The sequence below is a fragment of the Micromonospora sp. NPDC000316 genome (assembly GCF_042898885.1).
Classification (GTDB): Bacteria; Actinomycetota; Actinomycetes; order Mycobacteriales; family Micromonosporaceae; genus Micromonospora.
In genome coordinates this window covers 87,611-111,753 of record NZ_JBIAZG010000011.1, presented here as the reverse complement: position 1 = coordinate 111,753, position 24,143 = coordinate 87,611, and the positions used below count along the sequence as shown (strand labels likewise).

Here is a 24,143-nt window from a genome sequence, read left to right as displayed (position 1 = left end):
CGATGGCAGTCCAGGAGATCACCGGCGGTGTGGTGCTGCGCCGCGCCCTGCGCCGTCAACGTGGCCGGGTGCTGGGCGGCACCGCGCTGCTCTGCACCCACCAGGCCGCCGAGGCCCTCGTCCCGGTCGCCATCGGCGTGATCATCGACCGTGCGGTGGCCACCGGGGACGTGCCCGCGCTGCTGCTCTCGCTCGCCGGTCTTGCCGTCCTGTTCACAGTTCTGGCCTACGCCTACCGCTCCGGCGCCCGCCTCACCTACGCCGCAGTGGAGAGGGAGGCACACGCCGTCCGGGTCGAGATCGCCACAAGCGCCCTGGACCCGCGCGGACACCGCTCCGGCATGCGCGACGGCGACCTGCTGGCCGTCACCGCCTCCGACGCCGAGTTGTCCGCGCTCGTGGTGCGGGTCGCGGGGATGTGCGCCGCGGCGGTCACCGCGATCGTCGTCGCGGCCGTCGCGCTGCTCGTCGTGGACGTTCCGCTCGGGCTCGGGGTGCTCCTCGGCGTACCCCTGGTGGTCGTCCTGCTGCAACGGATGGCGCCGCTGCTCACCCGGCGCAGCGCGTCCCAGCAGGAGGCTCTCGCCGCGACGACCGCGCTCGCCGTCGATCTCGTCACGGGCCTGCGGGTGCTGCGCGGCATCGGCGCGCAACATCACGCCGCACGCCAGTACGCGGTGGCCAGCGGCCACGCCCTGGACGTCACACTGCGGGCCGCCACCACCAAGGGCCTGCACCTCGGCCTCACCACAATGGTCAACGGTCTCTTCCTCGCGGCGGTCGCCGGCGTCGCCGGCTGGCTCGCCTTGCAGGGCCGGCTCACCATCGGTGAGCTGGTCGCCGTCGTCGGGCTGGCCCAGTTCGTCGCCGAACCCGTGCAGACACTCGGCTACTGCGTGCAGTTGTTCGCCATGGCACGCGCGTCGGCGGGACGGGTCGCCCGGATCCTCGGCGCCGCCCCGCTGACCCGGCCGGGCACCGCCGGGCAGCCCGCGCCGAGCCCGGCGCGGCTCACCCTCGACAAGGTCGGGTACGCCGGGCTCGACGGCGTCTGCGTGCAGGTGAACGCGGGTGAGGTCCTCGGTGTGCTGGCCTACGACCCGAGCGAGGCCGAGGCGCTTGTCGCGCTGCTGTCCGGCCGGGTGCCCCGCGAGGATTACCAGGGCACGGTGTACGTCGACGGCGTGCCCGCCGAGGAGTTGGACATCGACGCCGTCCGCGGCGCGGTCCTCGTCGAGCAGCACGACGTGGCGCTGTTCGAGGGGACGCTGCGCGCCAACCTCGCCGCCGGGGCCAGCGTCGACGAGACCGTCCTGCACGCCGCCGTGCGGGCCGCCGCGGCGCAGGACGTGCTGGCCGCGCACCCGCATGGCATCGACCGCGTGCTCACCGAGCGGGGCGCGAACCTGTCCGGCGGGCAACGACAGCGGATCGGGCTCGCCCGGGCACTCGTCGCCGACCCGCCGGTGCTGGTGCTGCACAACCCGACCACGGCTGTCGACGCGGTGACCGAGGTGCAGCTCGCCGAAGGCCTCGCCGGCGCCCGGACGGCGGCCGGCCGGGGCACTGTGCTCATCACCAACAGTCCGGCCCTGCTGCGCGTCACCCACCGGGTGGCCGTGATCGACGGTGGGCGGGTCATCGCCGAGGGCCCGCACGACCAGTTGCTCGCCAGCGACGCCCGCTACCGGGAGGAGGTCCTGCGGTGACCGACGAGCCGACCACCACCGACACGCAATCCCGGCGACTGCTGCCGACGGCCACCGCCGGGCAGACCTGGGCCGCCCTGCGCGCCGAGTTCGCCCGGCTGCCCGGGCTCAGCGCCATCGCCGTCACGCTGCTCGTCGCCGCGTCCGCGACCGGGCTCGTCGCCCCCTGGGTGCTCGGCCGGCTCGTCGACGACGTCATCGACGGCTCCGGCACGGAACGGATCGTGGCCTGGGCGGGTGTGATCGCGGGCGCCGCGGTGCTCGCCGGCCTGCTCACCGCCGCCGGTGCCGCGGTCGCCGCCCGCCTCGGCGAGACAGTTCTCGCGCGGCTGCGGGAACGGGTCCTCGACCGCGCACTGCACCTGCCCTCGGCCACCCTGGAACGGGCCGGGACCGGGGACCTGATCGCCCGGGCCGGCGACGACGTGGCAGTGGTGACGAACGTGATCACCACAAGCGGCCCCACCTTTCTCGGTGCGCTGCTGTCGATCGTGCTGACCGCGGCGGGGCTGTTCGTCCTCGACTGGCGGCTCGGTCTCGCCGGGCTGGCGGCAGCACCGGCGTACGCGGTGGCGCTGCGCTGGTACCTCAAGCGGTCGGTTCCGTACTACGCGCGTGAGCGGGTGGCGACCGGCGAGCGGGCACAGGCCATGGCCGGGGCGCTGCGCGGCGCGGCGACAGTGCGGGCGTACCGGATGGAGGACGCCCACGTCGCCCGCATCGCCGATCGTTCCGCGATCGCCCGCGACCTGTCGTTGGAGATCTTCAGCCTGCACACACGATTCGGCCTGCGGATCAACAGGTCGGAGTTCGTGGGGCTCGCCGCCGTGCTGCTCGTCGGCTTCCTGCTGGTGCGCGACGGCCTGTCCACGGTGGGTGCCGCCACCACCGCCGCGCTCTACTTCCACAGGCTGTTCAACCCGATCGGCCTGCTGCTGCTTCAGTCGGACTCCGTGTTGCAGGCCGGGGCGAGCCTCGCCCGGCTCGTCGGCGTCACGTCACTGCCGGCCACCTCCGACGGCTCCGAACCCGCCCGATCCGGCGTCCGTGACCGACGCGGCCCGGCCCAGGTCCGCCGGCACCGAGCCGAGCCCGCCCGATCCGAGGCCTCCGGGGCGGCGGCCGAGCCGGCGCTTGAGGTGATCATCGGCGGGCACCGTTACGACGACGGCCCCGTCGTCCTGCAGGACATCGCCCTGCGCCTCGCGCCCGGCGAACGCGTCGCCCTCGTCGGAGCGAGCGGAGCGGGCAAGAGCACGCTCGCCGGCATCACCGCAGGCATCATCGCGCCCGCCGACGGATCGGTACGCCTGCGCGGCGTGCCCCTGACGCATCTGGGTGAGCACCGGGTCCGTCGGGAGATCGCCCTGATCAGCCAGGAGGTGCACGTCTTCGCCGGGCCGCTGCGGGACGACCTGCGCCTCGCCGACCCGGACGCCACCGACGCCGAGATGGCATCCGCGCTCGACCTCGTCGGCGCCACGTCCTGGCTGCGTACCCTGCCGGACGGCCTCGACACCGCCGTGGGGGAGGGCGGGCGGCACCTCACCGCCGCCCAGGCCCAACAACTCGCCCTCGCCCGCCTCGTCCTCGCCGACCCCTCCGTCGCGATCCTCGACGAGGCCACAGCGGAGGCCGGCAGCGCGGGCGCGCGGGACCTCGACCGTGCCGCCGTGGCGGCCACCGAGGGCCGTACGACACTTATCGTCGCCCACCGACTCAGCCAGGCGGCCACCGCGGACCGCGTCGTCGTGCTGGAGCACGGGCGCGTCGCCGAGCAGGGCACCCATGAGGAGTTGCTGGCGGCAGGGGGAGGCTACAGCCAGCTGTGGCGGTCCTGGAGCACGCCCGACCTCGTGGTCCCGAAGGAGCGCCAGAGCCAGGAGTACGTCCACCACGACGTGTAGGCGAGCCAGCCCGCTCCGCGCGGCCCGACGTGTGTCATTCGACAGATCCGGCGGGCCGGGCGTGCGGCACCGGCGGCAACCGCCATGATGGGCCGGTGAAGATCCTGTCCATCCAGTCGTCGGTCGCCTACGGTCACGTCGGCAACTCGGCGGCCGTCTTCCCCCTGCAACGGCTCGGGCACGAGGTGTGGCCGGTCCTGACGGTCCACTTCTCCAACCACACCGGCTACGGCGCGTGGCGCGGGCCGATGCTGGCGCCGGAGGACGTGGCCGACGTGATCGCCGGCATCGCGGACCGTGAGGTGCTCGGCAGCGCCGACGCCGTCCTGTCGGGCTACCAGGGTGACCCGGCCATGGGCGCGGTGATCCTGGCGGCGGTGGACCGGGTGAAGGCCGCCAACCCGAACGCGGTCTACTGCTGCGACCCGGTGATGGGCGACGCCGGGCGCGGGATGTTCGTCCGGCCCGGCATCCCGGAGTACCTGCGCGACACCGTCGTGCCGCGCGCCGACATCATCACACCTAACCACTTCGAGCTGGACTTCCTCGCCGGGCGCACGACGAACTCGCTGCCGCAGGTGCTGGAGGCGGTCGACGTCGTCCGCGCGACAGGGCCCCGGCACGTCCTGGTCACAAGCGTCCTGCACGGCGACGTGCCGGAGGGCTCCCTGGAGGTGGTGGCCGTCTCGGACGAGGGCGCCTGGGCGGTGACCACCCCGCTGCTGCCGATCAACCCGAACGGCGGAGGCGACGTCACGGCGGCGCTGTACCTCGCGCACCTGTGGACGACCCGTTCACCCGCGACGGCCCTGGAGCACACAATCGCCTCCGTCTTCGCCGTCCTCGAAGCGACACTCGCGGCGGGCACCCGGGAGATCCAGTTGATCGCCGCGCAGGAGGCGATCGCCGTGCCGCCGGCGCGGTTCGCCGCCCGCCGCCTCCGCTGACCCAGACCCCCGATCTCGACGGGCGGTCAGCGGAGGGCGTCGTGGCGCAGCACCGCGTGCGCGCCGACGGTTTCGTTGACGATCTGCGTCACCCGTACGTCGACAAGGACGCTCGCCAGCGCCACCGCCTCCGGGCGACTGAGGCCGTGCAGCCGCTGCATCAGGGTCAGCATCGAGTCGAGAGCCATGAACGTGGCGTCGTCGAGGGACGCGCCGACGCCAAGCGTCAACCAGGCGTCCGCGGTGCGGGCCACCGGGCCGGTCACCGGGAAGTCGTCGCGTACGTCGAGGGTCAGTGTGACCTCGTCCATCGGGCACTCGATCGCGGTGCCGCCGACCTCCCCGTCGCCCTGCGCGGCGTGCCCGTCCCCGACCGAGAACAGCGCCCCGTCGACAGGGATCGGCAGCAGCAGCGTGCTGCCCGCCGTCAGGTCCTTGCAGTCCAGGTTGCCGCCGCACGCTCGGGGCGGGATCGTCGAGTGGCGTCCCGGCTCGGCCGGCGGCATGCCGAGCACTCCCATGAACGGGCGCAGCGCCACCGTGTGGCCGGACTGGTTGCGGCCCGTCATCGACGCCGGGTCCAGCTCCCAGGCGTGCACCACCCCCTCCTCCTCGACGCCGTAACGCTTGTTGAAGCCGCTCTGCCAACCACCGGCCACAGTCGTTCCCCAGGTGCCGGGAATGATGGCGTCGAGGCGTACCTCAAGGGTCTGGCCGGCCCGAGCGCCGCGGACCGCGACCGGGCCGATCAGCGCGTGCCCGTCGTCGGGCTGGCGCTGCGGGACCCGGGGCCGGTCCCGGTTGGGCCCACCCGGGTACGGGCCGGCCGACCACCAGCAGTCCAGGGTGCGATAGGTGACGGTGTCGCCGGGGTCGACGGTGAGCACCGGCGTGGCGTCCGCCCGGAAGTGACCGTGCAGGGTGTCGTCGCCGGGAGTGAGGGTGTGTCGCATCCGAGCAGGCTACGTCCCGTGATCCGGAAGGGACAGGGACCCCGGGGCCGGCGGCGGTCAGGGCTTGCGGGCCACCGCGCCGTAGGCGTCGATTCCCTTCGCGTCGGCGTCGTCCGGACGCCACAGCGGGATCGGCACCAGACCGGGGTCCACAATCGTCAGCCCCGCGAAGCAGCTGGCGAGATCCTCCGGGCTGCGCAGGATGTACGGGACACCGCCGTTGTCGGCCAGCCGCTGCGCCCCGGCGACCACCGACGGGCTGGTGTTGGTGCCATCCCAGAAGACCAGGTGGCTGCCGGAGGCGGTCGCGCCCATCGTCCGCCCGATTATCGACCGCACCACCTCCAGGTCCGGCTCGTAGCCGAGCACGCCCATGTACATCACGGCGATCGGCTTGTCGAAGTCGAGCGTCTGCGCGGCCTCGACGAGGATCTTCTCCGGGTCGTGGTAGTCGGCCGGCACGTACGTGGTGACGCCCTGCGACGTCGTGCTGGACAGCAGCGCCCGGGCGTGCACGAGAACCATCGGATCATTGTCGACGTAGACGATCCGCGACTCGGGCGCGATGCCCTGGGCGACCGCGTGGGTGTTCTGCATGGAGGGCAGGCCGGTGCCGATGTCCAGGAACTGCCGGATGCCCGCCTCGGCGGCCAGGTAGCGCACGGTCCGCACCAGGAACCCGCGGGACTGCTGCGCCATCACGACGATCTCGGGGTAGACCTCCGCCACGGCGTCGCCGGCCGCCCGGTCGGACTGGAAGTTGTCCTTGCCACCCATCCAGTAGTTCCAGATCCGCGCCGCGTGCGGCACGTCGGGCTGAAGCTTCGCGGTGAGTTCGGCATCCGGGCCGGCCATGCCAGGCTCCTATCGACGGGTCGTCGGTGGCGGTCACCACCGCGGCGGATCGGGATCGCACCACGGATTGTCCACTATCGACGCTGCGGGCGGGCCCCGGGCGGCCCGTCGGGACACGACGGGCCGCCTCGATCAACTCGCCGGCCCGGCGGGCGGTCAGGGCGCGTCGACCACCTCGCGTCCCAGCGGCCAGAAGGCGGCCGGGACGAGCTTGAAGTTGGCGATGCCGAACGGGATGCCGATGATCGTGACGCAGAGGGCGATGCCGGCGACGATGTGGGACAGGGCGAGCCACCAGCCCGCCAGGACCACCCACAGCACGTTCGCCAGCCCCGAGCCGACCCCCGCGCCCGGCTTGGGCACCAGGGTGCGGCCGAAGGGCCACAGCGAGTAGACGGCCAGGCGTAGCGACGCGACACCGAACGGGATGGTGACGACAAGGACGAAACAGATAAGCGCGGCGAGGCCGTAGCCGAACGCCAGCACGATGCCGCCACCGAAGATGAGCCAGAGCACGTTGAGCACGAAGCGAATCACCCCCCAATCATGAGCGACGCTCGCCACCCGGGAGTGAGGGGAGCCCCCGCCATCCGGGCCGATGGCGGGGACTCCCGGTGGTGCCGCGGGCTACCTCAGCGCGAGAGCCCGCGCGTCGGCGGCGATGACGCTGGCGACCTCCGCAGGCACGAGCCTGCCCGCCTGCCGGTCGGCGTACGTGGCCAGCTGGTCGTACTGGCCGTGCGCCACGTGGGTGGTCATCGCGGTGAGGGCTCCGGGCTGGGCGCCGGAGGTGAGGATCAGGTAGCCGAGGCTTGCCTGGCTCGCCGTCACGGTGAAGGTGCTGGTCACGGTCGCGGTGCCCGCGGGACCGGTCACCTCGGCGCGGATCGTGTGTTTGCCCGCGGTCAGCTTGGCCAGGTCCAGCTCACGCCCGACCGCCGTCGTCGTGCCGTCGAGGGTGACGGTGACCGTGTCCGCGTTGGTGGCGGCGACCGCGATCACCGGGGACTGGGCCCGGTCCAGACGCGCACCGTCGGCCGGCGAGGTGATCGCCACGGTCGGCACCGTGTCGGGCCGTTGCAGGAAGGCCGAGTTCCAGCCGACCAGCTCGGACGGGCGGTTGGTGATGACCGCGTCAGCGCCGATCCGCTCCAGCCGCTGCCACAGACCGGCGGAGTCCATCGTCCAGGCCATCACGGCGACGCCGGCGGCGTGCAGCGGCGCGACGACCTCCGGCTTGGCCAGCAGCGCGTTGCCGTCCGGGTTGTACGCGGTCAGGTGCAGCTCCTTCGAGATCGCCACCGGGTCGGCGTCGAGGCTGCTGCGGAGCAGGCCGAGCGAGAGTTCGGGGGCGATCTCGTAGGTGTACCTCAGGGCGTCGACCTCGAAGCTCTGGATGAAGACCCGGCCCATCATCTGCTGGTCCCGGATCACCCGGATGATCGTCGCGACCTCGTCGCGGGTGTGCCGGCCCTTGATCTCCACCAACAGGTTGCCACCGCGAGTACGCAGGTCGGCGAGTTGCTCGGCCAGGGTGGGTACCCGCTCACCCACGTACTGCGGGCCGAACCAGGAACCGGCGTCGAGCGCCTTGATCTGAGCGGCGGTCAGGTCGCGGATGTTGCCCGTTCCGTCGGTGGTCCGGTCGACCGTGCCGTCGTGCAGGATGAACGGGATGCCGTCCTTGCTCGGCTGGACGTCGTTCTCGATCCAGTCGGCGCCGCCCCTGCGCGCGATCTCCTGCGCCACAAGGGTGTTCTCCGGCGCGGCGGCGGACGCGCCGCGGTGCGCGATCACGGTAAGTGGGCTGCCCTCGGGGCGGAGGTAGCCGTTCGCGGGCAGTTCGGTGACGGTGACGTCGTCGTACGAGACGGTGGCGCCGTTGACGAAGAGCCCCTGGACGCCGTTGGCGGAACGCTGGAGGCTGCTCGTGCGCATCGCCTCCCGCCCGTCGAAGATCCAGCGGGCCTGGTTGCCGTGCACCTCCACCGCGACGCGCACGTCCCGGCCGGTGCCGGCGGCGTACGGGGCGGACGCGGTGTTCGTCACGACCCATGCGTTGCCGGTGGTCCGCTGGGCGAATTCGAGACCGTTGGCGGCGGTAGTGCCACTGCGCATGGTGGCGATCCACCACGGGGTGGCGCCGTTGGCCGGTACGTCGATGCCGAGCGACGCCCAGCGGGTGGCCGCCGACACCGACTCGAACCGCATGGTCGCCTCGAGGCGGAAGTCGTTCAGGTGCCGACCGAACGTGATCTTGTTGTTCTCGCCGGAACTGGCCGAGGTGCCGTACAACCGGCCGTTCTCGACCTTCCAGGTGCCGTCGACCGCGTTCCAGCCGGCGGGCAGCGACCCGGCGGAGAAGCTCTCCGAGACGACGACGGCGCCCGGCATGGCGGTGGCGGGCGGCGAGGTCGCCACGGCCATCGCGACGGCGCCGCCGGTGACGGCGAGGGCGGCGACGGCCGCGGCGGCCCGGGCGCGCACGGCGACGAACCGCGGCGCGCGGCCGGGCGAGGATGATGCGGGTAGGACAGTCATGGCCGGAACGGTACGAAGCGCATCCGAACCGATGATCAATCGAGTGTGGCCGTCGGCGGAACACCCGGTGTAGCGCGCTCGATCAGCCCGGCAGCCCGCCGCGGGCGGCCGGTGAGGCGCTGACGTCCACATGGGGCAAGCCGTTAGGTTTCCTTTCGGTCAACCCATTGACACGGCAAGGGGTCTGCCGGAAACATCTGCCACCACCCACCGGTCCTGCTGTCGCATGTCGTCGAGACCCGATGACAACGATGTCAGGCCGGCACCGACGACCGACGACCGACCACCACACGTACGACCCGCTCGACCAGATCGAGTCGAAAGGCCCCGCCCCCATGCCGTATCTCACCCGTGCGCGCACCGTGTCCCTCCGGCTGGTCGCGGCGACAACCGTCGCCCTGCTGCCGGTGGGGCTTGTCGTCGCCGCGCCCCTGGCCAGCGCCGCACCCGGCGCCGCGCCGGCCGGCGCCTTCAGCTCGTCGTTCGAGCAGGCCGACCCGCAGCCCGCCGCGACCACCGTCGAGGTCGACGCGAAAGGTCGGCCGGTTCAGGCGAACCTGACCGGATCGACCCGCCGGGTCCTGCCCGGCAGCCTGCTCGGCCAGGTCGCCGCGGTCACCGCGACCGCCGAGAACCCGCCCAACGAGACCGCCGCGAAACTCGCCGACGGCGATCCCGCGACCAAGTGGCTGGCCTTCGAACGGACCGGCTCGGTGACGTACCGCCTCACCACGCCGACGGTCGTTGCGCGGTACGCGCTGACCTCGGCCGACGACGAACCGACGCGCGACCCCAGGGACTTCACGCTCCAGGGCTCCGCCGACGGCAGCACCTGGACCGATCTCAACCGGCAGACGGGGCAGAGCTTCGCCAAGCGGTTCGCCACGAACACCTACAGCGTCACCAACACGACGGCCTACGCGTACTACCGGCTGACCATCTCGGCGAACTCCGGCGCACCCCTCGTGCAGCTCGCCGACTTCGACATCAGCGACGGCTCGAACACCCGGCCGCCGGCTCCGCCCATGGTCAGCGTCGTCGGCGCCGGTCCGGCCGGCGGATACACCACGAAGCCGAACGTCGGCTTCACCGGGCTCGCCGCCCTGCGCTACGCGGGCGGGGCCGAGACCGACGGTCGCTCGTACGCCACGAACAAGCTGTTCGACGTCGCCATCCCGGTCGGCCCCCACACCCGGCTGTCCTACAAGATCTTCCCCGAGTTCACGGGCGCGGACGGGCAGTACCCGTCCACCTTCGCGGCCGTCGACCTGCACTTCACCGACGGCAGCTACCTCAGTGGACGGTCGGCCGTCGACCAGCACGGCAACCCGCTGACAGCCGCCGGGCAGGGCACCTCGAAGGCGCTCGTCGCCGACCAGTGGAACTCGGTGCAGGCCGACATCGGCACTGTCGCCCGGGGCAAGACCATCGACCGCATCCTGCTCGCCTACGACAATCCGCAGGCCGCCGCTGACACCCGGTTCACCAGCTGGCTCGACGACGTCGAGGTGACGGGCACGCCGACGTCGATCGACGGCTCCCGGCTGACCAACTACGTCGACACCCGGCGCGGGACCAACTCGACGAGCGGATTCTCGCGCGGCAACAACCTGCCGATCACCGCCGTGCCGAACGGCTTCAACTTCTTCACGCCGGTGACCGACGCGACGTCCGACTCCTGGGAGTACCAGTACCACCGGACGAACAACGCGGCAAACCTGCCCACGCTCCAGGGCCTCGCGATCTCCCACGAGCCCAGCCCGTGGATGGGTGACCGCAACCAGATGTCGGTCATGCCGGTGGCCGGCGACGGTTCGCTGACCGGGACGCCGGCCAGCCGGGCGGTCGCCTTCCGGCACGCGGACGAGACGGCACAGCCCGACCTCTACCGGGTCGCGTTGCAGAACGGCCTGGTCGCGGAGATGTCGCCCACCGACCACGCCGGCATCATGCGGTTCACCTTCCCGTCCGGGTCGCCGACCGGAAGCCTCGTCTTCTACAACGGCACCTTCACCATCGGTACGGACGGCACGTTCACCGGTTGGGTCGACAACGGAAGTGGCCTGTCGGCCGGACGCAGCCGGATGTTCGTGTCCGGTGCCTTCGACCGGGCGCCCACGGCCTCGTCGGCGACGTCGGCGACCTTCGACGTCTCGGCGAACCGGCAGGTGACGATGCGGCTCGCGACGTCGTTCCTCTCGGTCGACCAGGCCCGCCGCAACCTCGACCTGGAGGCGACAGGGCGCAGCTTCGACCAGATCCGCGCCGCCGCCACCGCGGCGTGGAAGGACCGGCTCGGCCGCGTCGAGTTGCGCGGCGCGACCGAGGCGCAGCTCGTGACCATGTACTCCAACCTGTACCGGCTCAACCTCTACCCGAACTCGCAGTCGGAGAACACCGGCACCGCCGCCAAGCCACGCTGGCAGTACGCGAGCCCGGTGTCGGCGCCGACAGGCACGTCGACCGCCACCCACACCGGCGCGAAGATCGTCGACGGGCAGATCTACGTCAACAACGGCTTCTGGGACACCTACCGCACCGTGTGGCCCGCCTACGCGCTGCTGTACCCGGACGTCGCCGCCAAGATCTCCGACGGGTTCGTCCAGCACTACCGTGACGGTGGCTGGATCGCCCGGTGGTCGTCGCCCGGCTACGCCGACCTGATGACCGGCACCAGCGCGAACGTGGCACTGGCCCAGGCGTACCTCAGTGGGGTCAAGCTGCCCGACCCGCTCGCGGCGTACGACGCGGCGGTGAAGGACGCGACCGTCGCGTCCGGGCGCGGCGCGGTCGGCCGCAAGGGAATCGAGACCTCGCTGTTCCTCGGCTACACCCCGACCTCCACGGGGGAGTCGGTGTCGTGGGCGCTTGAGGGCTTCATCAACGACTACGGCATCGGCAACATGGCCGCAGCTCTCGCCAAGGACCCGGCCACGCCGAAGTCGCAGCGTGACCGGCTCAAGGAGGAGTCGCGCTACTTCCTGGAGCGGGCTCGCAACTACGTGCACCTCTTCGACCCGAAGACCAAGCTCTTCCAGGGCCGCGACGCCTCCGGCAACTTCCTCGCCGGTGACCCGCTGGACTGGGGTGGCGTCTACACCGAGACCAACGGGTGGAACTTCGCGTTCACCGCCCAGCAGGACGGCACGGGCCTTGCCAACCTGTACGGCGGTCAGAAGGCGCTGCGGGACAAGCTCGACACCTTCTTCGCCACCCCGGAGAACGCCGACCGTCCCGGCGGGTACGGCGGCATCATCCACGAGATGCTCGAGGCGCGGGCGGTGCGGATGGGCCAGCTCGGCATGAGCAACCAGCCGTCGCACCACATCCCGTACATGTACGACTTCGCCGGCGCACCGGCCAAGACCCAGGCGGCGGTACGCGAGATCCTGCGGCGCCTCTACGTCGGCAGCGAGATCGGCCAGGGCTACCTGGGCGACGAGGACAACGGCGAGATGTCGGCGTGGTACGTCCTCAGCTCGCTGGGCATCTACCCGTTGCAGGCCGGGTCGACCCACTGGGCCATCGGCTCGCCGCAGTTCACCAAGATGACAGTCCGGCGCAGCAGCGGCGACATCGTGGTCAACGCGCCGAACAACAGCACCCGCAACGTGTACGTGCAGGACGTGAAGGTCAACGGCAAGAAGCAGCGCGGCCTGTCCCTGGACGTGGCCACGCTCGCCAAGGGCGGCACCATCGACTTCCAGATGGGCCCCAACCCGTCGTCGTGGGGCAGCGGCAAGAACGACGCCCCGCCGTCGCTGACCAAGGGCAACGAGGCACCGAAGCCGTTGCAGGACACCACAGGCCCCGGTCTCGGCACCGCAACCGCCACCGGCGGTCAGGACGCGTCGAAGCTGTTCGACGACTCGTCGACCACGCAGCTGACCTTCGCCTCGGCGACGCCGCAGATCACCTGGGCGTTCCGTGGCGGCAAGCAGAAGCCGACGTTCTACACGGTCACCTCCGGCGCGAGTGTGGGTGACCCGGGGGACTGGCTGTTGCAGGGCTCCAACGACGGCATCACCTGGACCACTGTGGACTCCCGCAAGGGCCAGGTGTTCCCGTGGCGCAACCAGACCCGCCCGTACGAGATCGACAAGCCGGGTCGGTTCGCCCAGTTCCGCCTCGCGGTGACGAAGACCGTCGGCGCCGCGCAGACCACCCTCGCCGAGATCGAGCTGCTCGCCGGCGGTGACCTCGACATCGGCGGCGGCGACATCACGGTGACCGCCGCCGGCAGCGTGCACGCGACGACCGCCGCACCCGTCTCGGTGCCGCTGGCGTCCGTGACCGGCGGTGCCGCCGACGGCTACCGGGCCACGATCGACTGGGGTGACGGCACGCCCGTCACCGAGGGCACCCTGACGCTCAGCTCGCGGGCTGTCTACCGCATCGGTGGGTCGCACACCTACGCCACGCCGGGCTACCACCAGGCGAACGTCACGGTCAGCGACGGCGAGAGCCAGAGCTCCGCGACGGTCGGCGTCGAGGTGGCGTACGTGCCGAAGTCCGGCCTCACCGCGGCGTTCGACAGCGTCTGCATCGGTGACGAAGGGGTCCTCGCGGCGGACTGCGACGCCAAGTCGTGGGCGTACGCGCGGGCCGCCCTGACGGCGGGCGGCGCGGTCCAGGGCCAGCAGCAGCAGGTCCCCGGGACGGCGCTGCGGTTCACGCTGCCGGCGATCCCGGCCGGGCAGCCCGACAACGCCACAGGCAACGGTGCGACTGTCGCTCTCGACCTGCCCGACGACGCCCGGAGCATCTCGTTCATCGGTGCCGGAACGCAGGGCAACCAGAGCACCACGGGCACGGCGACGTTCAGCGACGGCAGCACGGCGAGCATCCCGATCCAGCTGAGTGACTGGACGCTCGGCGGCAACGCCAACGGCACCCCGTCCTACGGCAACATCGTCGTCGCCAAGACGGCGTACCGGCTGTCCGGCACGAGCCGGGACGGCGCCCAGCCGTTCCTGTTCGCCACCGCGCCGTACCAGATCCCAGCGGGCAAGACGCTTGTGTCGGTGACCCTGCCGACGCAGACCGGCGATCCCCGTTCGGCGGGCCGGATCCACGTGTTCGCCGTCGCCAACGACGGCACGCCGGCCCCCGCGCTGGCGACGGTGGCCCCGAAGGACCAGACGGCGACCGCCGGGCAGGCCCTCGCGGCGAACCTCGGTTCGGTGACCGGCGGCGTTCCCGGCACGACCGGCTACCGCGCCCGCGTCCAGTGGGGCGACGGCACGGCTCCGGACGACGTCGCCATCGGATCGTCAGGTGCGATGAGCGGGCAGCACACCTACGCGCGGGAGGGCACCTACACGGTGCACGTCACGGCGTGGGACACCCGGGCCAGCAGCACCACGGCCTTCACTGTGACAGTCGCCCGGGGTGGATCCCAGCCGACGATCGCGCTGTCGAAGGCCGGCACCGTCGTCACCGGCGACACGATCACCGTCGACGGCAGCGGGTTCGCCGCCGGCGAGCAGGTGACCGTGAGCGTCGGCACCGACCCGTCCCGGACCACGACTGTCGCGGCCTCCGCGACGGGAACGGTCCGCGCCTCGCTCCCGACCTCGGGCGACGCGCAGCCCGGCAGGTACGCCGTCACCGCGACGGGCGTGTCCACCCGTACGCCGGCCACGGCCACCGTCCAGGTGACCGGGCGGGCGGAGGCGCCGGGCTACCAGCCACGGGTGGCGCTGCTGAGCACGGCGGGTCCGCGCGGCACGTCGATCACCGTCGACGGGTCCGGGTTCGTGCCGAACGAGACGGTCACGATCACCCTCGGCGACGGCCTCGCGGTCAGCACCGTGCGGGCGAACGGCGACGGCGTGATCTCCGGCGCGACCGTCGGTGTCCCGGGCGCGGCGAAGGCGGGCACGACGAGCGTCACGGTTGCCGGCGCCCGGTCGGCGACGACGGTGTCCAGGCCGTTCACCGTCACCGGCGCGAAGTGAGTAGGCGGTAGCGCAGCCGCGTGGGGCGGGCCGTGGTCACGGCCCGCCCCACGCGCGTTCCGCAGGCGTCCGGACCTAGAGCGGGGTGAGATCCGGAACGCCGTAGTGCTTGTCGAGGACCTGCATGGCGGCGCCGGCGGCGATCACGTCCGCGCCGAGGCTGGACAGCGTCACGTCGGTGGTGAGCCAGTCCGCGCGGGGCACGTCGGTGTGCACGGCCTCCTCGACAGCCGCGAGGTAGGTCTGCGCGTGGCGCAGGAGGTCGGCGCCGGCAAGCACCACGCGGGAGAGGTCGAGGGTCTGGAGCAGGTTGACCACGCCGACCGCCAGGACGCGGGCCGCCCGCGCGATGTCGCCGGCCTCGGCGGCGTGGTGGTGCACGATCTCCAGGCAGCCGTGCCGCCCGCAGACGCAGGGCGGCCCGTCCAGGGCGACAACTGTGTGGCCGAACTCCCCGGCGTTCGTGTGCACGCCCCGGTGGGCGGTGCCGCCCAGCCAGAAGCCGGCGCCGATGCCGGACTCGACCATGATGAGGGCGGCGTCGCCGAACGTCCCGCCGTGCCGCCATGCCTCGGCGGTGATCCCCGCGGTGACGTCCTTGTCGAGATGCACGGGCAGGCCCAGGTGCGCCTCGGCGAGTTCGCGCAGCGGGATGTCGTGCCAGTGCCGCAGCCCGTGGGCGTCGCGGACCACGCCCTGCGCGTGGTCCAGCGGGCCGATCATGCCGATGCCCACGCCGGTCAGCCGGCCGCGCAGGTCGGTGACGCCGGGTAGCGCGTCGATGCCGGCACTCAGCGCGTCGAGGAGTTGCGCCGGAGTGAAGTCACCGGGCAGTGGGCTGACCGCGCAGTGGTGCACGGTGCCGGCCAGGTCGACAAGGACCAGCCGCAGCGTACGGCGGGCAACGTGCGCGCCGATCGCGTACCGGCTGTCGGGCACGAGTTCGTAGACGATCGCGGGCTTGCCGATGCCGGGGCGGCGGACACCTGCGGGACGGATCAGGCCGTCGACTGTCAGGCGGGCGATGACCTTGGAGACCGCCTGGGGAGTCAGGCCTGTGGCGTCGACAACCGTCGACCGCTCGAACGTCCGCACGGTACGTCCCAGCGCCATGACCAGTGCCTGGTTGTAGCCGCGCAGGAATGTGACGTCGGCTGTGGTGCGCGTCATCTCACCACCCTATTACGCAACGCTGTTGCTAAATTCGCTCGGTGCATGCACTGAGCAGAAATCGACGCCTGCTGGCGGTTCTCGCGTTGGCGCTGGGCGGTGTCGCGGTCGGCCTCACCGAGTTCGCCGCGATGGGCCTGCTGCCCGACATCGCACGCGGCCTGCTGCCACAGCAGTACGCCGTGTCGTCGTCGGACGCGGTGGCCCGCGCGGGTTGGACGATCAGCGCCTACGCGCTCGGCGTGGTGGTGGGCGCGCCCCTGATCGCCGCGCTGACCGCCCGACTGCCGCGTAAGAAGCTCGTGCTCGGTCTGCTCGCTCTCTTCATCGTCGGCACCGTCGCGTCGGCGCTCGCGCCGACGTTCGACCTGGTGCTCGTGGCCCGGTTCGTCGCGGCGCTGCCGCACGGCGCGTACTTCGGTGCGGCGGGTCTGCTCGCGGCGGCCATGCTCGGCCCCGGCAACGAGGCCCGGGGGTTCGCCGCAGTGCTCGGTGGTCTGACCGTGAGCAACCTGGTGGGCGTGCCGGCGGTGACGCGGCTCGGGCAGGCGGTCGGCTGGCGTGCCGCGTACCTGGTGATCGCCGGCGTGTTCGTGCTCACGCTGCTGGCGGTCCTGGCCGTCGTCCCGGAGGTCGTGGCAGCGGTCGACGCCTCGCCGGCCGCCGAGTTGCGGTCCCTGCGGACCTCGCAGGTGTGGCTCGTGGCGGCCACCGGGGCGGTGGGCCTCGCCGGGCTGTTCGCTGTCAACACCTACCTCGCGCCGGTCACCACAGACGTCGCAGGCCTCTCGGCCGCGACAGTGCCGTGGGTGCTCGTCGCGGTGGGTCTGGGCATGACAGTCGGCAACGCCCTGGGCGGTTGGCTCGCCGACCGGGACCTGCGCCGGAGCATGGTCGTCGGTTTCGTCGCCATGATCGTCAGCATCGCCGTCTTCGGCCTCGTCGCGTCGAACGGTGTCGGCCTGTTCGTGGGCGCGTTCCTGGTGGGCGCGACAAGCCTCTACCTGGGGCCGGTCCTCCAGGCGCGCCTGATCACCGTGGCGCCGGGCGCGCAGTTGATGGGAGCGGCGATGAGCCAGTCCGCCATGAACGTCGCCAACAGCCTCGGTGCCGGGCTGGGCAGTGTCGTCATCGCCGCGGGCTTCGGCTATCTCGCGCCGGCCTGGGTGGGAGTGATCCTCGCGATCCTCGGCCTGGGCCTGGCGGCGGTCAGCTTCGCGGCCGAGCGCCGGACGCGGGCCTCGGAGCCGATCGCCCTCGCGGGCTGACCCGTCGATCGATGGTGGTGGGCGTCGGCGCCGGCGACACGCCGACGCCGACATGTGGGGTGTGACAAACGCTGCCGCCCCTATATATGGTGTCGAGCGCAGCTGGTTCGGCCGCTCCGGTGGTCGAGGCAAGAGGGAACCCGGTGGAAATCCGGGACTGTCCCGCAGCGGTGAGTGGGAACGACAGCCGTCATCAGCACTGGGCCACACGGTCTGGGAAGCGACGGCCGGTAGGAGACCGGCGAGCCCGGTCGTGCCCGCGAGTCCGAAGACCTGCCAGCGCGCCGTACACCCGCACCCGGGTGGACGGCGGTCCGAGGCCGCGTGGGACGGCTGACGCCACCTGACCCACGCCTTTCGGGCGTGGCGTCCGCCGGTGTCTGTCTCCGCGCGTCCGAGGGCCATCTGGTCTCGAACTCGCGAGGAGTGAGTGGTGACAGTCACCGAGGTAGTCCCGGCCAGCGGCGCGACGGCCCTGCGGCGGACGCCGATGCAGGTCCGCAAGCGCGACGGCGCCACCGAGCCGGTGGACGTCAACAGGATCGTCCGGGCGGTCGAGCGGTGGGCCGACGACCTCGCCGACGTCGACCCGCTGCGCGTGGCCACCCGCACGATAAGCGGCCTGTACGACGGAGCGACGACTGCCGAGTTGGATCGGCTCTCCATCCACACCGCGGCCGAGATGATCGGTGAGGAACCGCAATACTCGCGCCTGGCCGCCCGGCTGCTGTCCGGTTACGTCGACAAGGAGGTGCGTCGGCAGGGCGTCACCTCGTTCAGCGCCTCGATCCGGATCGGTCACGCCGAGGGCCTGATCGGCGACGACACCGCCGCGTTCGTCGCGACGCACGCCGAGATGCTCGACGACGCGATCGACCCGGACGGCGACCGCCGCTTCGAGTACTTCGGCCTGCGTACCGTCTACGACAGATACCTGCTGCGCCACCCGACGAGCCGGCTGGTGCTGGAGACCCCGCAGTACTGGCTGCTGCGGGTGGCCTGCGGCCTGTCCCGTACGCCGGACGAGGCGGTCGGCTTCTACCGGCTGATGTCCAGCCTGGCCTACCTGCCCAGCTCGCCGACGCTGTTCAACTCCGGCACCCGGCACACGCAGATGTCCTCCTGCTATCTGGTCGACTCGCCGCGCGACGAGCTGGACTCGATCTACCAGCGGTACGCGCAGGTCGCCAACCTGTCCAAGTTCGCCGGGGGCATCGGCATCGCATACTCCCGGGTCCGGTCCCGGGGCGCGCTGATCCGTGGCACCAACGGGCAGTCCAACGGGATCGTGCCGTGGCTGCGCACGCTTGACGCGAGCGTCGCCGCCGTCAACCAGGGCGGCCGGCGCAAGGGCGCGGCCTGCGTCTACCTGGAGCCGTGGCACCCGGACGTCGAGGAGTTCCTGCAACTGCGGGACAACACCGGCGAGGACGCCCGGCGTACCCACAACCTGAACCTGGCCAACTGGATCCCGGACGAGTTCATGCGCCGGGTCGAGGCCGACGCGATGTGGTCGCTGTTCGACCCCCACGAGGTGCCGGAGCTGCCCGACCTGTGGGGGGAGCGGTTCGACGCCGCGTACCGGGAGGCCGAGGCGCAGGGCCGCTACGTGCGGCAGGTCCCGGCCCGAGAGCTGTACGGGAAGATGATGCGCACCCTGGCCCAGACCGGCAACGGGTGGATGACGTTCAAGGACGCCGCCAACCGGCTGTGCAACCAGACGGCCGAGCCGGGCAACGTCGTGCACCTGTCCAACCTCTGCACCGAGATCATCGAGGTGTCCAGCGACGCCGAGACGGCGGTGTGCAACCTCGGCTCGGTGAACGTCGCCGCGCACCTCACCGGCAGCGGCATCGACTGGCATCGGCTGCGCGAGACGGTCCGCACGGCTGTGACGTTCCTCGACCGGGTCATCGACATCAACTACTACCCGACAGCGCAGGCGGCGGCGAGCAACCCCCGCTGGCGGCCCGTCGGGCTCGGGCTGATGGGCCTCCAGGACGTGTTCTTCGCGCTGCGGCTGCCGTTCGACTCGCCGGCTGCGCGGGAGCTGTCCACCCGGATCAGCGAGGAGCTGTACCTGACCGCGCTGGAGACCTCCGCCGACCTGGCCCGCCGCTTCGGCGCGCACCCGGCGTTCGGGCAGACCCGGGCCGCGCGGGGCGACCTGCAACCAGACCTGTGGGGTGTCGAGGGTACGCAGACCGCGCGCTGGGCCGCGCTGCGCGAGCGGGTGCGGGCGTACGGGCTGCGCAACTCGCTGCTCGTGGCGGTCGCGCCGACGGCGACAATCGCCTCGATCGCCGGCTGCTACGAGTGCGTCGAGCCGCAGGTGTCCAACCTGTTCAAGCGCGAGACGCTGTCGGGGGAGTTCCTTCAGGTCAACACCGCTCTGGTGCGCGAGCTGAAGGCCCGTGGCCTGTGGACCGACGCGATCCGGTCGGCGATCCGCCGTGCCGAGGGGTCGGTGCAGGGCGTCGACGAGCTGCCGGCCGACGTGCGGGAGTTGTTCCGCACCGCGTGGGAGCTGCCGCAGCGGGCGCTTGTCGACCTGGCCGCCGCCCGCGCCCCGTTCATCGACCAGTCCCAGTCGCTGAACCTGTTCCTGGCCTCGCCCACCATCGGCAAGCTCTCCTCGATGTACCTGTACGCCTGGAAGGCCGGGCTGAAGACCACCTACTACCTGCGATCGCGTCCCGCCACCCGCATCCAGCAGGCCACCGTGGCGGTCCTCGCGCCGCCCACGACCGACGCGGACGCGCTTGCCTGCTCGCTGGAGAACCCCGAGTCGTGCGAGGCCTGCCAGTGACCGCCGCCGCCACCACGACCGACACCGACACGAGGACCACGCACATGCTGCTCGACCCCGGGATGGATCTCACCCTGCGCCCGATGCGCTACCCGCACTTCTTCGACAGGTTCCGCGACGCCATCCGCAACACATGGACGGTGGAGGAGGTCGACCTGCACGCCGACCTCGCCGACCTGGACAGGCTGTCACCGGCCGAACGGCACCTGGTCGGCCGCCTCGTCGCGTTCTTCGCCACCGGCGACACGATCGTCGCCAACAATCTGGTGCTCAACCTCTATCAGCACGTCAACAGCCCCGAGGGTCGGCTCTACCTGTCCCGGCAACTGTTCGAGGAGGCCGTGCACGTCCAGTTCTATCTCAACCTGCTCGACACGTACGTCCCCGACGAGACCGAGCGGTTCGAGGCCTTCGCCGCCATCGAGAACATTCCCTCGATCCGGCGCAAGGCCGAGTTCTGCTTCCGCTGGATCGACTCCCTCGGCGACCTACGGGAGCTGCGAACCCGTGATGACCGGCGGACGTTCCTGCTCAACCTGATCTGCTTCGCCGCCTGCATCGAGGGGCTGTTCTTCTACGGCGCGTTCGCGTACGTCTACTTCCTGCGCTCCAGGGGTCTGCTGCACGGCCTGGCCTCCGGCACCAACTGGGTGTTCCGCGACGAGTCGATGCACATGGCGTTCGCGTTCGACGTGGTCGACACCGTCCGCGCCGAGGAGCCGGACCTGTTCGACGACGACCTCGCCGAGCAGGTCCGCCAGATGCTCACCGAGGCCGTCGAGTGCGAGGTGCAGTTCGCCGAGGACCTGCTGGGCCACGGCGTGCCCGGCCTGACGTTGCCGGACATGCGGGAGTACCTCCAGCACGTCGCCGACCGCCGCCTTGCCCAGCTCGGCATCGCGCCGCACTACGGTTCGGCCAACCCGTTCGCCTTCATGGAGTTGCAGGACGTGCAGGAGCTGTCCAACTTCTTCGAGCGGCGGGTGTCGGCGTACCAGGTCGGTGTGACGGGCGCGGTCGCCTTCGACGACGACTTCTAGCAGCGGTCACGCGTGGGGCTCGGCCACCCGCCGCCCGGTAGGCGGGTGGCCGAACCAAGCTCCCGCGCGGGAGACTGGCGGGCTCAGCTCGTGGTGCAGGTGAGGCTGGCCGGCGGGTTGTTGGTGCCGTTCCAGGAGCCGGTGAACCCGAATGTGGTCGAGGCGCCGGCGGCGAGCGCGCCGTTGTAGGCGGCGTTCGTCACGCGTACGGCCGATCCGGTCTGGGTGTGGGTGCCGCTCCAGAGCTGGCCGATTGTCTGCCCGTTGGGGAAGGTCCAGGAGACGGTCCACCCGTTGATCGGCGCGGAGCCGGCGGTGACGGTCACGGTGGCCTGGAAGCCGCCGGCCCACGAGTTGGTGATGGCGTAGGTGGCCGTCGCCGAACCGGACGGCGGGGGAGTGCTTGTCGGCGTGGGGGTGGGCGTCGGGATCGGCGTGGGCGTCGGGCTCGCCGTCGGGGTCGGGCTGGTTCCGGGGTACGCCCGGTAGGTCTGTCCCGCCTGCACGGTGAGCTCGATGACGTCGGACTCGATGGTGGTGGTGCGGGCCGGGGCGCCGGTGGCCGCGTCGACGACCGAGTAGGTGGCGGTGAACAGGCGCGAGCGCAACCGGACCGTGCCGCCGCGGTCGGCGCTGATCAGGACCTCCTGAGGTTGGCCGGCGCTCCACGCGATGCCCACCGTGTAGCCACCGCGCCCGCGCAGGCCGGTCACCCGGCCCTGCGGCCAGGCGCTCGGCAGCGCCGGAAGGATGTGCAGCTCGCCGTTGTGGCTGTGCAGCAGCATCTCGGCGATGCCCGCGGTGGCGCCGAAGTTGCCGTCGATCTGGAACGGCGGGTGCAGGTCGAACATGTTCGGCGCCAACCTGGCAGTGGTGACCAGGCCGCGCAGGATCCGGTGTGCCCGCGCGCCGTCCTCCAGCCGCGCCCAGAAGTTGATTTTCCAGGCCAGCGACCAGCCCGTCCCGTCGTCACCGCGCAACTCAAGGGTCCGCCGCGCCGCCTCGTACAACTGCGGGGTGCCCCGGCGGGTGATCTGGTTGCTGGGGTGCAGGCCGTACAGGTGGGAGACGTGCCGGTGGTTGGGCTCGGTCTCCACCCAGTCGTACAGCCACTCCAGCACGTTGCCGCGCGAGCCGACCCGGGTCGGTGGGAGCCGGTCGCGGGTCGCGCGGACCTGTGCCCGGAACGTGGGGTCCACGTCGAGGATCTCACTGGCCCGGGCGCAGCCGTTGAACAGGTCGCGCAGGATCTGGTTGTCCATGGTGGGCCCCGCGCAGACGCTGGCGTTCGCGTGGTGGGACAGCTCCGGTGAGTTCGACGGGTTGGTGACGAGCCAGCCCAGGGTCGGCTCGGTCTGGAGGGTGTCCAGGAAGAACTGCGCGGCCCCCTTCATCGCCGGGTAGTGCGACCGCAGGAACTCGACGTCACCGGTGAACAGGTAGTGATCCCAGATCAGGGTGCTCAGCCAGGCGCCGCCGGTCTGCCACATGCCCCAGAACGCGCCGTCGACGACCGATGTGGCCCGCCACGCGTCGGTGTTGTGGTGGGTGACCCATCCGCCGGCGCCGTACTGCACCTGGGCGGTCCGCGCGCCGGCCACCGCGAGATCCTTGATCATGTCGAAGACCGGGCGGTGACACTCGGCCAGGTTCGTCGAGTTGGCAGGCCAGTAGTTCATCGGCAGGTTGACGTTGATCGTGTACTTCGAGTCCCACGACGGCGTCATCTGGTCGTTCCAGATGCCCTGGAGGTTCGCCGGCTGGCTGCCCGGGCGGGAGGACGAGATCAGCAGGTACCGGCCGTACTGGAACAGCAGCGTGGAGAAATGCGGGTCGGTGGAGCTGCTGTGCTGCGCGATCCGTTCGTCGGTCGTCCGGTCGGCGGCGGCGGTGCGGCCCAGGTCGAGGCTCACCCGCCCGAACAGCGCCTGGTAGTCGGCGACATGCCGGGCGCGGAGCTCGTCGTAACCGCGAGCGCGGGCGGCGGTGAGGTGCCGACGGGCGATGCCCTGGTAGTCACCACCGACGTTGCGGTAGGTGACGTAGCTGGAGCCGATCGAGATCAGCAGCGTGGCACTTGTGGCGCCGGAGACCCGCAGTGTGCCGCCGGAGCTGGTGACGGTGCCACCGGTGACTGTGGCGTGGGTCAGGGCGTAGAAGCGGACCGCGCCGGTGACGCCCTCCTGGCTGCCGGACGTGCCGTCGAGGGCGATCGTGGCGCCGTCCGGGCTGGACACCGTGGTGCGTTGCGGGCTGTCGAACGTGGCGGAGAAGGTGAGCGAGGCCGCCCGGTCGGCGTTCAGACGCACCACGATGACCTGGTCCGGCGCGCTGGCGAAGACCTCCCGCTCGTGGCGTACGCCGTTGAGCACGTACGCCACCGAGGTGATCGCCGTGGCGAGGTCGAGCCGCCTGGTGTACTGCGACGCGCTGGTCGAGGTGCCGAAGGTCAGGCGGAGGTTGCCCACCGGCTGGTACGCCAGCTGTCCCACCGGGTTGCCGAGCATCGTCTGGTTGATCAGATCCTGCGCCTGCGTCCACTGGTTGGCGAAGACCCGGCGGCGGATCTCCGCGATCGATCCGGCGCCCCGGGTGTTGCTGGGGTCGTGTGGACCGCCGGCCCAGACGGTGTCCTCGTTGAGCTGGAGCGTTTCGCGGTCGACGTTGCCGAAGACCATGGCGCCGAGGCGACCGTTGCCGATCGGTAGTGCCCGCAACCACTCGGTGCCGGCCGATTCGTCGTACCACAGCGCCAGGTCGTTGGCGGCGGCCGCCGCCTGGGCTGACGCGGGGGCCGGGTCGTCGGCGAGCAGGGAGAGCGGCAGCAGCGCTCCGGTGGCGCCCGCTGCCCCGATCGTGAGCGCCTGCCTGCGCGTTACATCTGACATATCGGGGCCTCCTCGGGACGGCGCTCGTCGGGTCGACCGTCTCCCTGTCGGGTGTCTGCGCTGGTGCAGACCGGTCATGCATCCGACACAATGACG

General features: G+C 71.5%; 13 protein-coding genes and 1 riboswitch. Of the genes, 7 read left to right on the top strand and 6 right to left on the bottom strand.

Annotation, left to right across the window (positions count from 1 at the left end):
* Positions 1-2: 2 nt before the first annotated feature.
* From ACFY2Q_RS21185 to pdxY, 3 genes are all read left to right on the top strand, one after another.
* Complete coding sequence (locus tag ACFY2Q_RS21185) at positions 3-1,709, top strand: ABC transporter transmembrane domain-containing protein (protein ID WP_387132727.1); 1,707 nt, start codon at positions 3-5, stop codon at positions 1,707-1,709.
* Positions 1,706-3,616, top strand: coding sequence for an ABC transporter ATP-binding protein (locus ACFY2Q_RS21180; protein ID WP_387132725.1), 1,911 nt, complete (start codon positions 1,706-1,708; stop codon positions 3,614-3,616). Before ACFY2Q_RS21185 ends, ACFY2Q_RS21180 begins: the two co-directional genes overlap by 4 nt.
* A 95-nt stretch (positions 3,617-3,711) precedes the next feature.
* Positions 3,712-4,563, top strand: coding sequence for a pyridoxal kinase PdxY (gene pdxY / locus ACFY2Q_RS21175; RefSeq protein ID WP_387132722.1), 852 nt, complete (start codon positions 3,712-3,714; stop codon positions 4,561-4,563).
* 26 nt (positions 4,564-4,589) lie between these two features.
* Here pdxY and ACFY2Q_RS21170 read toward each other — a convergent pair whose 3' ends face one another.
* From ACFY2Q_RS21170 to ACFY2Q_RS21155, 4 genes are all read right to left on the bottom strand, one after another.
* On the bottom strand, positions 4,590-5,516 hold the full coding sequence (locus tag ACFY2Q_RS21170) for an acetamidase/formamidase family protein (RefSeq protein ID WP_387132719.1): 927 nt from the start codon (positions 5,514-5,516) through the stop codon (positions 4,590-4,592).
* A 57-nt stretch (positions 5,517-5,573) separates the two neighbouring features.
* Positions 5,574-6,371 (bottom strand): SAM-dependent methyltransferase, encoded by a 798-nt coding sequence (locus tag ACFY2Q_RS21165; protein ID WP_387132716.1) that lies wholly within the window; start codon positions 6,369-6,371, stop codon positions 5,574-5,576.
* A gap of 156 nt (positions 6,372-6,527) precedes the next feature.
* Positions 6,528-6,908 carry a YccF domain-containing protein gene (locus ACFY2Q_RS21160; RefSeq protein WP_387132714.1) on the bottom strand — a complete coding sequence of 127 codons (381 nt, stop codon included), beginning with the start codon at positions 6,906-6,908 and terminating at the stop codon, positions 6,528-6,530.
* A 90-nt stretch (positions 6,909-6,998) separates the two neighbouring features.
* A complete protein-coding gene (locus ACFY2Q_RS21155) occupies positions 6,999-8,912 on the bottom strand; it encodes a glycerophosphodiester phosphodiesterase family protein (protein ID WP_387132712.1) in 1,914 nt (637 codons plus the stop codon).
* A 242-nt stretch (positions 8,913-9,154) separates the two neighbouring features.
* Between ACFY2Q_RS21155 and ACFY2Q_RS21150 the strand changes: the two genes are divergently transcribed.
* Positions 9,155-14,872 (top strand): GH92 family glycosyl hydrolase, encoded by a 5,718-nt coding sequence (locus ACFY2Q_RS21150; protein WP_387132710.1) that lies wholly within the window; start codon positions 9,155-9,157, stop codon positions 14,870-14,872.
* Positions 14,873-14,947: 75 nt separating this feature from the next.
* On the opposite strand, the gene ACFY2Q_RS21145 is transcribed toward ACFY2Q_RS21150, so the two are convergent.
* Positions 14,948-16,042, bottom strand: a complete 1,095-nt coding sequence (locus ACFY2Q_RS21145; protein ID WP_387132708.1) for an ROK family protein — start codon at positions 16,040-16,042, stop codon at positions 14,948-14,950.
* 41 nt (positions 16,043-16,083) lie between these two features.
* On the opposite strand from ACFY2Q_RS21145, the gene ACFY2Q_RS21140 reads away from it, so the two are divergent.
* The 3 genes from ACFY2Q_RS21140 (at position 16,084) to ACFY2Q_RS21130 (ending at position 21,159) form a co-directional block, all read left to right on the top strand.
* Complete coding sequence (locus tag ACFY2Q_RS21140) at positions 16,084-17,310, top strand: MFS transporter (RefSeq protein WP_387132706.1); 1,227 nt, start codon at positions 16,084-16,086, stop codon at positions 17,308-17,310.
* Between the two features lie 86 nt (positions 17,311-17,396).
* A riboswitch (cobalamin riboswitch) is annotated at positions 17,397-17,606 on the top strand.
* A gap of 194 nt (positions 17,607-17,800) precedes the next feature.
* On the top strand, positions 17,801-20,119 hold the full coding sequence (locus ACFY2Q_RS21135; protein ID WP_387132901.1) for a ribonucleoside-diphosphate reductase subunit alpha: 2,319 nt from the start codon (positions 17,801-17,803) through the stop codon (positions 20,117-20,119).
* Between the two features lie 44 nt (positions 20,120-20,163).
* Complete coding sequence (locus tag ACFY2Q_RS21130; RefSeq protein WP_387132898.1) at positions 20,164-21,159, top strand: ribonucleotide-diphosphate reductase subunit beta; 996 nt, start codon at positions 20,164-20,166, stop codon at positions 21,157-21,159.
* Between the two features lie 83 nt (positions 21,160-21,242).
* Here ACFY2Q_RS21130 and ACFY2Q_RS21125 read toward each other — a convergent pair whose 3' ends face one another.
* Positions 21,243-24,047: a glycoside hydrolase N-terminal domain-containing protein gene (locus tag ACFY2Q_RS21125; protein WP_387132704.1), complete on the bottom strand. Its 2,805-nt coding sequence runs from the start codon at positions 24,045-24,047 to the stop codon at positions 21,243-21,245.
* Positions 24,048-24,143: the final 96 nt, after the last annotated feature.

What these genes read in the sequence shown, in the direction of transcription:
- ACFY2Q_RS21185 (WP_387132727.1), top strand. Translation starts at nt 3, where the DNA reads ATGGCAGTCCAGGAGATCACCGGCGGTGTGGTGCTGCGCCGCGCCCTG.
- ACFY2Q_RS21170 (WP_387132719.1), bottom strand. Translation starts at nt 5,516, where the DNA reads ATGCGACACACCCTCACTCCCGGCGACGACACCCTGCACGGTCACTTC.
- ACFY2Q_RS21165 (WP_387132716.1), bottom strand. Translation starts at nt 6,371, where the DNA reads ATGGCCGGCCCGGATGCCGAACTCACCGCGAAGCTTCAGCCCGACGTG.
- ACFY2Q_RS21155 (WP_387132712.1), bottom strand. Translation starts at nt 8,912, where the DNA reads ATGACTGTCCTACCCGCATCATCCTCGCCCGGCCGCGCGCCGCGGTTC.
- ACFY2Q_RS21150 (WP_387132710.1), top strand. Translation starts at nt 9,155, where the DNA reads ATGACAACGATGTCAGGCCGGCACCGACGACCGACGACCGACCACCAC.
- ACFY2Q_RS21145 (WP_387132708.1), bottom strand. Translation starts at nt 16,042, where the DNA reads ATGACGCGCACCACAGCCGACGTCACATTCCTGCGCGGCTACAACCAG.
- ACFY2Q_RS21135 (WP_387132901.1), top strand. Translation starts at nt 17,801, where the DNA reads ATGCAGGTCCGCAAGCGCGACGGCGCCACCGAGCCGGTGGACGTCAAC.
- ACFY2Q_RS21130 (WP_387132898.1), top strand. Translation starts at nt 20,164, where the DNA reads ATGCTGCTCGACCCCGGGATGGATCTCACCCTGCGCCCGATGCGCTAC.
- ACFY2Q_RS21125 (WP_387132704.1), bottom strand. Translation starts at nt 24,047, where the DNA reads ATGTCAGATGTAACGCGCAGGCAGGCGCTCACGATCGGGGCAGCGGGC.